The organism is Chelatococcus sambhunathii (assembly GCF_001418005.1).
Classification (GTDB): domain Bacteria; phylum Pseudomonadota; class Alphaproteobacteria; order Rhizobiales; family Beijerinckiaceae; genus Chelatococcus_A; species Chelatococcus_A sambhunathii.
The window spans coordinates 63,012-74,725 of record NZ_LIOL01000015.1; the positions used below are offsets into that span (position 1 = coordinate 63,012).

12 protein-coding genes are annotated in these 11,714 nt (G+C 68.5%); 8 read left to right on the forward strand and 4 right to left on the reverse strand.

The window, feature by feature from the left end; translation table 11 throughout:
- The first annotated feature begins 8 nt into the window (after window positions 1–8).
- The 3 genes from ASC46_RS19280 to ASC46_RS19290 all read left to right on the forward strand — a co-directional run bounded on the left by ASC46_RS19280 (window position 9) and on the right by ASC46_RS19290 (window position 2,336).
- Window positions 9–923: a LysR family transcriptional regulator gene (locus tag ASC46_RS19280; RefSeq protein WP_055460912.1), complete on the forward strand. Its 915-nt coding sequence runs from the start codon at window positions 9–11 to the stop codon at window positions 921–923.
- Window positions 924–1,088: 165 nt separating this feature from the next.
- Window positions 1,089–1,811, forward strand: a complete 723-nt coding sequence (locus ASC46_RS19285; protein WP_055460913.1) for a haloacid dehalogenase type II — start codon at window positions 1,089–1,091, stop codon at window positions 1,809–1,811.
- A 30-nt stretch (window positions 1,812–1,841) separates the two neighbouring features.
- Window positions 1,842–2,336 (forward strand): Lrp/AsnC family transcriptional regulator, encoded by a 495-nt coding sequence (locus tag ASC46_RS19290; protein WP_055460914.1) that lies wholly within the window; start codon window positions 1,842–1,844, stop codon window positions 2,334–2,336.
- A gap of 30 nt (window positions 2,337–2,366) precedes the next feature.
- Here the strand turns inward: ASC46_RS19290 and ASC46_RS19295 are convergent, their stop codons facing one another.
- The 4 genes from ASC46_RS19295 to ASC46_RS19310 all read right to left on the reverse strand — a co-directional run bounded on the left by ASC46_RS19295 (window position 2,367) and on the right by ASC46_RS19310 (window position 5,526).
- Entirely contained in the window at window positions 2,367–3,218 is an 852-nt protein-coding gene (locus ASC46_RS19295; protein WP_055460915.1) for an amidohydrolase family protein, read from the reverse strand.
- A 90-nt stretch (window positions 3,219–3,308) separates the two neighbouring features.
- Window positions 3,309–4,061 (reverse strand): 2-keto-4-pentenoate hydratase, encoded by a 753-nt coding sequence (locus ASC46_RS19300; protein ID WP_055460916.1) that lies wholly within the window; start codon window positions 4,059–4,061, stop codon window positions 3,309–3,311.
- An 8-nt stretch (window positions 4,062–4,069) separates the two neighbouring features.
- Window positions 4,070–4,828, reverse strand: coding sequence for an SDR family NAD(P)-dependent oxidoreductase (locus ASC46_RS19305; RefSeq protein ID WP_055460917.1), 759 nt, complete (start codon window positions 4,826–4,828; stop codon window positions 4,070–4,072).
- Window positions 4,825–5,526 carry a hypothetical protein gene (locus tag ASC46_RS19310; RefSeq protein ID WP_055460918.1) on the reverse strand — a complete coding sequence of 234 codons (702 nt, stop codon included), beginning with the start codon at window positions 5,524–5,526 and terminating at the stop codon, window positions 4,825–4,827. Before ASC46_RS19310 ends, ASC46_RS19305 begins: the two co-directional genes overlap by 4 nt.
- Window positions 5,527–5,690: 164 nt before the next feature.
- Between ASC46_RS19310 and ASC46_RS19315 the strand changes: the two genes are divergently transcribed.
- From ASC46_RS19315 to ASC46_RS21770, 5 genes are all read left to right on the forward strand, one after another.
- Window positions 5,691–6,542, forward strand: a complete 852-nt coding sequence (locus tag ASC46_RS19315; RefSeq protein ID WP_055460919.1) for an IclR family transcriptional regulator — start codon at window positions 5,691–5,693, stop codon at window positions 6,540–6,542.
- Window positions 6,539–7,360 carry an ABC transporter permease gene (locus ASC46_RS19320; protein ID WP_055460920.1) on the forward strand — a complete coding sequence of 274 codons (822 nt, stop codon included), beginning with the start codon at window positions 6,539–6,541 and terminating at the stop codon, window positions 7,358–7,360. Before ASC46_RS19315 ends, ASC46_RS19320 begins: the two co-directional genes overlap by 4 nt.
- Before the next feature lie 98 nt (window positions 7,361–7,458).
- Complete coding sequence (locus tag ASC46_RS19325; RefSeq protein ID WP_055460921.1) at window positions 7,459–8,457, forward strand: ABC transporter substrate-binding protein; 999 nt, start codon at window positions 7,459–7,461, stop codon at window positions 8,455–8,457.
- Between the two features lie 29 nt (window positions 8,458–8,486).
- Window positions 8,487–9,284, forward strand: coding sequence for an ABC transporter ATP-binding protein (locus ASC46_RS19330; RefSeq protein ID WP_055460930.1), 798 nt, complete (start codon window positions 8,487–8,489; stop codon window positions 9,282–9,284).
- 242 nt (window positions 9,285–9,526) lie between these two features.
- A partial coding sequence (locus tag ASC46_RS21770; RefSeq protein WP_425349170.1) for a DNA translocase FtsK occupies window positions 9,527–11,714 on the forward strand: 2,188 nt, incomplete at its 3' end.

Consider the following 11,714-nt stretch of genomic DNA (forward strand, 5'->3'; position numbering starts at 1 on the left):
CGGCCGTCATGAACAGCAGCGATCTCGCCTTCTTCCTCGCCGCAGCCCGGCATGGCAGCATCGGGCGCGCTGCGGCGGCGCTCAACACGGTCCAGTCCAACGTCACGGCCCGCATCCGCGCCCTTGAGGCGGAGATCGGCGAGGCGCTGTTTACGCGGCACAGCCGCGGCGTACGCCTGACAGCGGCGGGCGAGCGCCTCATGCCCTATGCCCTGCGCGTCGGCCAGCTGCTCGCGGAAGCGCGCGAGGCGGTGCGCGACGACGGCGCCGACCCTTCCGGCGCGCTGCGCATCGGCTCGCTGGAGACCACGGCGGCGCTGCGCCTCCCGTCCGTCCTTGCCGCCTTCGCCCGCGCCTGCCCGCGGGTCGACCTGCATGTGGAGACCGGGACCAGCGAGGCCCTGATCGGCAAGGTGCTCGACGGCGACCTCGCCGCCGCCTTCGTCGTCGGGCCCGTGACCCATGCGGCGCTCGTGGCGGAGCCGATGGTGGAGGAGGAACTCGTCCTCGTCACCGCCCCCTGGCTGGGTCCGCCCCGCTGGCTCTCTGCCTCCCCCGGCGCCGCGCCTGCGGCCGAACAGGCAAAGCTCATCGTCTTCCGCGCCGGCTGCAGCTATCGACGGCGCTTCGAGGCGCTCATCGCCACGGCCGGCAGCGGCGAGGTCCGCCATCTCGAGTTCGGCACGCTCGACGGCATCATCGGCTGCGTTGCGGCCGGGGTCGGCATCAGCCTCCTGCCGCGCGCCGTGGTGGAGTCAGCGCGCGCCGCGGGACGGATTGCGACGCACCCCGTGCCCAGCGGCAGCGCCCGCGCCATCACCGTGCTCGTGCGGCGGCGCGACGTCCATGTGCCCGCGGCGCTCGCGCGCCTCGCCGACTGTGCGCGAAGCGCCATGTCCCCCGCCAGCCGCGATGCGGCGTGAGCGGATAATGGACGACGCAGCAGTTGATGCCAATTCGGGTCGAGCTTCGGCACATCCTGCCAAAGAGATGGCTGGCCGGCGGAGGGCCTGCGCCGGCTCACGCCTCTAACCTTCATTTACCGCCTTCGCGAGGCTCGCAGTGGCGGGCGAGAAATGGAGTGTTCCATGAAACTGACCGACTTCAAGGTGCTGACCTTCGACTGCTACGGCACGCTGATCGATTGGGAGAGCGGCATCCACACGGCGCTGCAGCCGCTCCTTGAGAAGGGCGGGCGCGCCCGCCCACGTGACGAGGTGCTGGAGACCTTTGCGCGGCACGAGAGCAGCCAGCAGGCCGAGACGCCCGACATGCTCTACTGCGACCTTCTCGCCCGCGTGCATCGCCGGATCGCGGACGAATGGGGCATCGCTGCGAGCGCCGAGGATGACCGGCGCTTCGGCCTTTCCGTCGGCGACTGGCCGGCCTTCCCGGATTCGGCCTCGGCCCTCCAGTACCTGCAGAAATTCTACAAGCTCGTCATCCTCTCCAACGTCGATCACGCCAGCTTTGCGCCCAGCAACGAGAAGCTGGGCGTTACCTTCGACGCCGTCTATACGGCGCAGGACATTGGCTCGTACAAACCGAACCCCCGCAACTTCACCTATATGCTGGAACAGCTCGCCGGCCTCGGCTACGGCAAGGCGGATATCCTGCACACGGCCCAGAGCCTCTTCCACGACCATGTGCCGGCCAAGACCGTCGGCCTCGCCTCGGCCTGGATCGACCGGCGGCGCAACGAGGGCGGCTGGGGCGCGACGATGCCGCCGGACGGCGACGCCCGCTACGATTTCCATTTCGCCAGCATGGCCGAAATGGCAAAGGCCCATCAGGACGCCCTGCGCGGCTGAGCACCGCGCTTTTCCGGAGACCACGAGCCGATGACCGGCGCCCCGAAGCTCGACCGCATCGACCTCAACATCCTCGTTGAGCTGCAGAAGAACGGACGCATGACCAATGTTGCGCTGGCCGAGGCGGTCGGGCTGTCGCCGAGCCCGTGCCTGCAGCGGGTGAAGCGGCTCGAGGCGGCACGCTACATCGCAGCCTACGGCGCCACAATCAATCTCGCGAAGCTCGGCCAGACGGTCATGGTCTTCACGGAGATGACGTTGCACGACCACCGGCGGGAGGATTTCGTGCGCTTCGAATCCTTCATCCGCACGGTCGACGAGGTGATGGAATGCCATCTCGTCAGCGGCGGCTACGACTATCTCGTTCGGTTCATCACCCGCGGCGTGCTGCACTACCAGGAGGTGATGGACCGAATCATCGAGCGTAACGTCGGCATTGCCAACTACTTCAGCTACATCGTGCTGAAATCACCCCTGGTTCGCACCGAATATCCCCTCACCACCCTCTTCCGAGAGGAGGACTGACGGCAGCGGCGAGGACGTTCGCTGCCCGCGTCATCGCGCCAGCTGGTAGACCTGCGCGGCATTGCCGCCGAAGACCCGCGTGTGCCCGTACTCGCCGAGCGGCGCGAGCAGTTCCTCGGCCGTGAGCACCACGCGGGCATAATCGGCGGCGAGCAGGCAGACCGGCCAGTCGGAACCGAAGATGAGGCGCTCGGAGCCGAAGAGGGCGATGGCGCGCGCGACATAGGGCGCAAGGTCCTGCGGCGTCCAGCCGTCCCAATCCGCCTCGGTCACGAGGCCGGAAACCTTGCACCAGACGTTGGGGCGCGCCGCCAGCTCGGTCATCAGCGCGCTCCACGGCTCCATCGCGCCCTCGGCGATGCGCGGCTTGGCCATATGGTCGAGCACGAAGCGCACGTCGGGGTTGGCGTCGACGCAGCGGATCGCAGCGGGTAGTTCGCGCTCGCGCACCAGAAGATCATAGGCGAGACCCTCGTGGCCGACCGCGGCGATGCCCGCGATCACGTCCGGCCGGGCGAGCCAGTCCGCATCGTCCTCGTCGTGCGCCTGGTGGCGGATACCCTTGAGAAAGGCACCACCCGGCGCCTGGCGCAACTGCCGGATAGCGCCAGCGACGTCCGGCCCCGTCAGGTCAACCCAGCCGACGACGCCAGCTATGAAGGCATTGTCCTGCGCCTGGGCGAGGAACCTGAGCGTCTCCGCGATGTCGGCGCGCGTCTGGACGAGGACCGTCCGCGTGATGCCGGCGGCAGCGATGAGCGGAGCCATGTCCTGTGGGCCGAACGGCCGGCGGATGGGGGCGAGCGCGTCGGGCGCCATCCAGGGATAGTCCGCCTCCTGCGGATTCCAGAAATGATGGTGGGCATCGATGCGTCCGCTCATGGTCCTCTCGCTGGCTCCGGGGCTGGCGGGGCGGAGTTGTCGCACTGCGACGGCCCGGGAGCAAGGTAGGGTCTGAGCGCCGACAAGTGATCAGGCGCGGAGAAGGATGCCGCCAAGCCCCTCGATGTGCGCACTGAGCGTACCGGACCGCCCGCAGCGGACAAGGCCGACAAGGCTCCCGGTGGTCACGATCTGGCCGGCCCGCAGCCCGCCCAGCGCGTCGCTCTGGGCATTCGCCCAGGCGAGCAGCGGCGCCAGCGGATCGCCCGCCGGATGGCCGCCGGTCGCGTCGTGTATGACAGTGCCGTCGCGCGACACACGGCAGCGCAAGTCCGACAGCCCATCGATGGATGCGAGTGGCACGGGTTTGCCCGCAACGAAGCCGCCGTTGCCGAGATTGTCGGCGAGAAAGGCGGGGAACGGCGCGGTTGCCCCCTCGGCGAGGCGGCTCGCGACGATCTCAATGCCGACGAGCACACCATCGACCGCTGATACGACGTCCTCGCGCGCATAACCACCCGTGCGGAGCGGCAGGTCACGACCCAGCCGGAAGGCGATCTCGACCTCGACGGCATCGGGATCGCTGTCGCCTGTCAGCCGATAGCCGGAATGCAGGAGCGGCCCGAGCAACGGCGCAGCCACGGGCGTGCCGTCCGCGAGGGCCGCCTTCCAGCCGGCAACCTCCATGCCTAGACGGCGGGCGACGAACGCCTGCACGGCATAACCCTCGGCTGCATCGCGCGGCAGTTCATACGCCGTGCAGGCGATGGGCTCGCCGTCCACGCGGGCCCCGAGAAGCGCCTCGGCAAAGGCGGCGAGGTGGCGCTGCATCGCCGGCGGCATGACTTTCCTCAATAGCTGGCGCGGCCGCCGGAGATATCGAAGACGCCGCCGGTGGAGAAGGAACAATCGTCGGACGAAAGCCACAGCACCAGCCGGGCGATCTCCTCGACAGCGACGAAGCGGCGCATCGGAATACGGGCGAGGATCTCGGCGCGTCGTTCGCTGGTCAGTTCCTTCGCCATGCTGGTCTCCGCCGCGGCAGGTGTGATGCAGGTGACGCTGATCGCCTCCTCGGCCGTCTCCCTTGCGACACTCTTCGTCAACGCGATGAGCCCCGCCTTGGAGGCGCTGTAGGCGCCGGCGCGCGGCATGCCCTCCTTGCCCTGGATGGAGGCGACATTGACCACATGGCCGCGCAACGGCTGCGCGGCCTGGCCGCGCATCAGCGCGACCACGGCCCGCATCGCGAGATAGGCGCCGACGAGATTGACCTCCAGGACGCGGCGGAAATCGTCCGGATCGCTCTCCCACACCGGCTTCACCTCGCCGAGGATGCCGGCGTTGTTGACGAGGATGTCGATGCGGCCCCACTGCGCATGGCATTGCCGAGCGGCCTCGTCGACCGCGCCGGCATCGGTGATGTCGACCACGCGGCGGTCCGGCTCGCCGCCGAGTTCCGCCACCGCCGTTTCGAGCGCCCGGTCGTCGCGATCCCACAGGCTGACGCGCGCGCCCGAAGAGATGAGCGCCGAGGCGACGGCTCGGCCGATGCCGCCGGCCCCGCCGGTGACGATGGCCGTGCGGCCGGCAAGGTCGTAACGGTTCATGTGCCCTCTCCCGCGAGCGGACGCTGGCACATCGCCTGCAGCCGATAGTGCCCGAGTTGCGGCGCCCCGACCACACCGGGCGCGAGCAGCTGATCGAGCGTCAGCTGGTCCTGGCAGAAGGTGGCGAAGGGCGCCTCGTCGCCCCAGCCCTCGATCACCACGATCCAGCGCGGGATGCGGTTGGGCTCGGCACGGGCCTTGCGCTCGGCATTTTCGACGGCGCTCGCCTCGGCATCGGCGACGAGCAGATGCACGCCGGCGATGCCCGACCTTCTTGCAAGGCCGGGCAAGAGCCGGTCGCGCATCGCGGCGAGATGGGCCGCGGCAGATGCATCCTCGACGTCATAGCGGATGGTGGCCACGAGCCCCCCCTCGCCATGGCCGAGGCTGACCGCCACGCGGCATATGGAGCGGGCGACAGAGCGGAAGTGCTTCACTGCCTTCAGCGTCCATGGCGTCGGCGCATTGAGCCGGGCCACATAGTCGGGCCCGGTCACGGTCGCGTGGTCGCGCGCTTCGTAGAGGTTGAAGAACTCAAGGTCGGCCGCGCTGGCGACATAGCGGCGGCCGCGCAGGAAGCCCGGGATGGCGACGCGCTCGGGCATGTGCTCGAGGCCGTGCCATGCATAGAATTCTTCCCGCCCTTCCGGCGCGATGTCGTGCCAGATAGCGACCGCGCCGCGTCCAGCAAGGCCCATCGTCTCTCCCTCCCCCGTCGGCTCGCCCGCGCCATGAAGCGCTCGGCATGCCCGCGCCGCGGATTGACTCGCCGCGCCGCCTGCCGCTATAGCTACCAGACAACAAAAATGGAACGCAATTCCAAAATGGTTTATTGTTCCATTTAAAGGGACCCAGGCCCCGAATGACCGTCGCCGCCGTGGATCGCTGCCTCAGCCTGATCGAGGCTCTTGCCGGAGAACCCGACCCGATCGAGCTCGGCGTCCTCGCGGAACGCATCGGCATGCCCAAAAGCGCGACGCACCGCATGCTGGCGACCCTCGTGGAGCGGGGCTATGTCGCGCAGGATCCGGTAACGCAGGGCTATGGCCTCACACTGCACTTCTCCATCCTCGCCTTCCGCAATCTCGATGTGCGCGGCCTGCCGGATGTCGGCCAGGTGGTGCTCGACCGGCTGGCGCGCCGCACCGGCGAATACTGCCGCCTGTCCGTCGTCGAGGGCGAGCGCCTCGTCTGGGTGGCGCGGGCGCAGGGCGCCACTGCCGGGCTTCGCTATGAGCCGGACATGGGCCAGGAGGTCGTGCTGCACACCACGGCGACCGGCAAGGCCTGGCTTGCCACCCTGCCCGAGAGCGAGGCGCTGCGCATCGTCTGCGCCCGCGGCTTCGAGACCGGGACCGCGTTGGGCCCGCGACGCCTGAAGACCGTCGACGAACTGCGCCGCCACCTCGACGAGACGCGGGCGCGCGGCTATGCCCTCGCCGTCGAGGAGGGCGAGCCCGGCACCGTGGCCCTCGCGGTCGCCTTCCGGGCGGACGAGGACCCGACGGCCCCGGCCGCCGGCACGCTCTCCGTCGCCGGCCCGCTCGTGCGCCTCGGCGCGGACCGGCACGAGGCGATCGCCGCCGCGCTCCTCGAGGCCGCGCGCGAGATGGCGCAGCTGTGGCCGCTGCGCAAGCGCCAGCCGCGCCGGCTGGCCGCCGTCGCGCCGACCGACGAGCGCAACATCCCACCGCATCAGTTGAGGGCCGGATGATGGTCGCCGACACGCAAAATGCCGCCCTGCCCGCCGCGCAAGGTCCCGGCCTTGCGGCGCGTGCCCGCGGCTGGCTCGCCGCCGCGGCCTGGCCGCTCGCGAGCTTCGCCGTCCTGCTCCTCCTCTGGGAGTGGGTAGTGCCGGTGCTGGAGATCCCGGAATACATCCTGCCAGTGCCATCGGCCTTCATAGCCAAGCTCGTCGAGGCGCATGCGCTCATCTTCGAGCATACGCTGGTGACGGCGAAGGAAATCCTCCTCGGCTTCCTGATGGCGACAGTGATCTCGATTCCGCTCGGCTTTCTCATCGTCTCGGTACGGCTGCTCGAGAAGGCGGTCTATCCGATCATCGTCTTCTTCCAACTGGTGCCGAAGATCGCCATCGCGCCGCTCTTCGTCGTCTGGTTCGGCTTCGGGCTGTTTCCGAAGGTGCTGCTGACCTTCCTGCTCTGTTTCTTCCCCACGCTGGTCGCCAGCATGAGCGGCTTTCGCGCCCTCGACGAGCGGGTGCTCTATCTCACGAAGTCCATGGGCGCGAGCGGTTGGCAGACCTTCCGCTATGTGCGTGTGCCGGCGGCACTGAGCTACATCTTCGCCGGGCTCAAGGTCTCCATCGTCTTTGCGGCGACAGGCGCCATCGTCGGCGAATTCGTCGGCGCCAATGCCGGGCTCGGCTATCTCCTGCTGCGCGGCACCAGCTTCCTCGATATGCCGCTCATCTTCGCCTGTCTCGTCGCGCTCAGCGTCATCGGCATCCTCTTCAGCTACGCCGTCGAGATGCTGGAGGGCCTGCTGATGCCCTGGCAGCGCAAGGGCTGAGACGCGGGGCCGGGAGGCCCGCACACCAACCGCCCGCACGAGACGGGCGGGCACACAACACGATCGAACGGCAAGACCCGATCGAAGGGGAGGACAGGATGAAGAAGGCAATGCTGATCGCCGCAGCCGCCGCGCTGGCGCTGGGCATGGGGCAAACCGGGGCCGGGGCGCAGGAGAAACTCACCCCGATGAAGCTGACGCTCAACTTCCTGGCGGCGGGGCCGAATGCCGGCTTCATGTATGCCAAGAAGCTCGGGCTCTACGAGAAGGCGGGCATCGATCTCACCATCGAGGAGGGCAAGGGCTCCGGCACCACGGCACAGCAGGTGGCGACGGGACAGACCGACGTCGGCTTCGCCGATGCGCCGGCCGCCATGCAACTGCGCACCAAGGGCGCGCCGGTGAAGATCGTCGCCCCCATCCTGCAGACCAACGGCTTCGCCATCATCTCGCTGAAGGAAAAGGGCATCAACAGGCCGCAGGACCTGATCGGCAAGACTCTCGCCGTTCAGCCCGGCACGGCGCAGACGACGCTGCTCGAGGCCATCCTCGCCGCCAACAACATCGACAAGACGAAGGTCAACATCGTCAACATCGATCCCGGCGCCTTCGTCGGCGCGGTGCTCGAGAAGAAGGTCGACGCCATCCTCGGCGGGGCCGACTACCAGTCCATCCAGATGCGCGACCGCGGTTTCGAGGTGACGGACCTCTTCTACCGCGACATCGGCGTGCCCACCGTCGGCCTGTCGATCATCGCCCGCGACGACCGCATCGAGAAGAATGTCGACCTCTACAAGAAGTTCGTGGCCGCGAGTCTCGCCGGCTGGGAAGCGGCGCGCAAGAACCCGGACGAGGCGGCCGCCGCTGTGCTCGAACAGTTCCCGTCCGTGACCAAGGAGCAGATCACCAAGCAGTTCGACGTCGTCTTCAAGTTGATGTGCGCGCCCGGCGCCACGCGCCTCGGCGAGGTGCCGGAGAAGAACTGGCAGACGACCTACACGCTTCTGACGACCTATCTCGGCCTGCCCAAGGACAAGCCGATCACCGACTACTACACCACCACCCTCCTGCCGGCCGACGCCCCGGCCTGCAAGTGATGGTCGCGAACCCGCGGCGGATGATGACGATGAACGCCCCGATCGCCGACAGGACGAAAGCCGCCGACGCCGCCTCCATCGAGGGGAAGAACGTCGTCAAGACCTTCGGCGGCTTCACGGCCGTCGACGATATCTCCTTCGCCATCGGCAAGGGGGAGTTCGTCAGCCTCATCGGCCCGTCCGGCTGCGGGAAGAGCACCTTGATGCTCATCGCGGCCGGGCTGCAGCCCTTGTCGACGGGCGCGATCCTCGTCAACGGCGCACGCCTCGACAGACCGCTGACGGATATCGGCATCGTCTTCCAGGATCACCTGCTGCTCGACTTCCGCACGGCGCTCGACAACGTGCTGCTGCAGGCCGAGATCCGCGGCCTGCCGATGGAGCCGGCGCGGGCGCGCGCGATGGAGCTGTTCGAGAAGCTTGGCATTGCCCATGCCGCCGACCGCTATCCCAAGCAGCTCTCCGGTGGCATGCGCCAACGCGTGTCGATCGCCCGCGCGCTGATCCACGATCCGTCCATGCTGATGATGGACGAGCCTTTCGGAGCGCTCGACGCCATCACCCGCACGCAGATCCGCCACGACCTCGAACTGTTGTGGATGGAGACGGGCAAGACCGTGCTCTTCATCACCCACAGCCTCGAGGAGGCCATCGGGCTGTCCGACCGGGTGCTCGTCATGTCGCCCTCCCCGGGCCGTATCGTCGACGAGATCAAGGTGGAGCTGCCACGCCCGCGCCCGGCCCATCTCGGCGACTATCCGAGCTTCAACATCTACGCCGACCGCATCCACGCCCTGTTCCGCCAGTTTGGCGTCATCAAGTACTGAAGTATCTCGCGCGCTGTGCTGCAAGCGATGACGCAGCGCCTGCCACCCGGCGTTTTAGCGGCCGTTAACCGTGATGCGGGTAGGAATCGGCCCGTCAGAGTGGCCAGAAGAATCTGCGGACGTCGATGCGCAAACGGGAACTGCCTTCACGAAACAGCGAAACGGACGCCGTAGATATCCTGCCCAACCCGCTCAGGGCCGCAGGCCGGCTAAGGCGCAACCGCCCCCCGGAGGAGCCCGCGGTGACGGCGCCCAAGCTGATGCCGCATCCGGCGACAATCGTGTTGCCAACCCATGTCCGCTATGCGCGCACCCCCGACAAGCTGCGCCAGATGGAAGCGGCGATCGCGGCAGAAGCGGCGATCGCCACCGAACAGCCGCGAGGACCGCAGGCCGGCACGACGCGGGTGAAGTTCGGCCGCACCCCGGACCATCTCATCCAGCAGGTATGGAAGGGCGTCCTGCCGGCCCTGCCACCACAACAGGGGCCGGCCGAAGCGCCGGTCGGCTCGGAGGCTCCGCACGCCGAAAGCCGAATGCCCACGACCGCGGCGTTCATCGAGGAGCCGCTGGCGGCTGAAACGCTTTTCGCCGGAACCAACGAACCTGCAGAGCGCGAGGACGTCGCCTTCGTCGCCATATCCGATCACGCCTTCTTCGAGTTCGGCTGCAACCCCGCCCTGCTCCCGGCAAAGCCGGCCGACCGGGCGGTCGCTGGTGAACAGGAAGCCGCGTCGGCGCCGGAGGCTTGTGCGCCGCAGACGCATGCGGGCGAAGACCATGAACCGGAGGTCCACGAAGCCGACGAGCCGGAACCCGGGGAGCGGACCGCCCCGGCCGGCGTATCCGCGGATTCGGTCGAGGCGTGGTGGAGCCATGCCTATAGCGTGAACCTGCGGCTTGTCGGCAGCACGGGGATCGAGCGGGCCTTCACGACGGCCCCCACAAAGACCCCCGAACCTGCCGTCGAGGACAGCCCTGCCGAAGAGCCGACCCTCCCGGTCGCGCCGGAGCCGCAAGCGCCGGCAGTCCGCGTTCCGGAAGCGCCGACGACCAATGCCATCGCCGTCCCGCCAGGCAACGACAACCGGGTGGTGAGGCGGGAGGTCGCGCGCCCGCCCGTCGCGGCGCTGAAGCCGCCAGTGGCGCCCGCGCCGGCGCCCGCACGCCAGCCCGCTCCTCCGCCTGCCGCAGAGGCCTTCGAACTCCCGCCCATAACGCTCCTTGCCGAGCCCCCTGTCTCGACCGGCACGGGTGATGCGCCGGAGTTCATCGAGCAGAACGCGGCACTTTTGGAGAGCACGCTGGAGGATTTCGGGGTCAAGGGCGAGATCATCAATGCCCATCCCGGCCCGGTGGTGACGCTCTACGAGCTGGAGCCGGCGCCCGGCACCAAGTCCTCGCGGGTGATCTCGCTCGCCGACGACATCGCCCGCTCGATGAGCGCCGTCTCGGCCCGCGTCGCCGTCGTGCCCGGCCGCAACGCCATCGGCATCGAACTGCCCAACGCCAGGCGCGAGACCGTCTACCTGCGCGAGCTCCTCGCCTCCCAGGACTTCGAGCAGACGAGACTCAAGCTTGCCCTGTGCCTCGGCAAGACCATCGGCGGCGAGCCCGTCATCGCCGAACTCGCCCGCATGCCGCACCTGCTCGTCGCCGGCACCACCGGCTCGGGCAAGTCCGTCGCCATCAACACCATGATCCTGTCCCTCCTCTACCGCCTCAGGCCCGAGGAGTGCCGCCTCATCATGGTCGACCCGAAGATGCTGGAACTGTCCATCTACGACGGCATCCCGCACCTCCTCACCCCCGTCGTCACCGACCCCAAGAAGGCGGTCGTCGCCTTGAAGTGGGCCGTGCGCGAGATGGAGGAGCGCTACAAGAAGATGTCCAAGCTCGGCGTGCGCAACATCGACGGCTTCAACGCCCGCATCGCCGAGGCAAGGGCGAAGGGCGAGGTCATCACGCGCACGGTGCAGACCGGCTTCGACCGCGAGACCGGCGAGGCGGTCTACGAGGACGAGGTCATGGACCTCGCGCCGCTGCCCTACATCGTCGTCATCGTCGACGAGATGGCCGACCTGATGATGGTGGCGGGCAAGGAGATCGAGGGCACCATCCAGCGCCTCGCCCAGATGGCGCGCGCCGCCGGCATCCACGTCGTGCTCGCCACCCAGCGCCCGTCGGTCGATGTCATCACCGGCACCATCAAGGCCAACTTCCCGACGCGCATCTCCTTCCAGGTGACGTCCAAGATCGACAGCCGCACCATCCTCGGCGAGCAGGGGGCGGAGCAGCTGCTCGGCCAGGGCGACATGCTGTACATGGCCGGCGGCGGGCGCATCACGCGCGTGCACGGGCCGTTCGTGTCGGACGAGGAGGTGGAGAAGGTGGTGGCGCACCTCAAGGCGCAGGGGCGGCCGCAATATC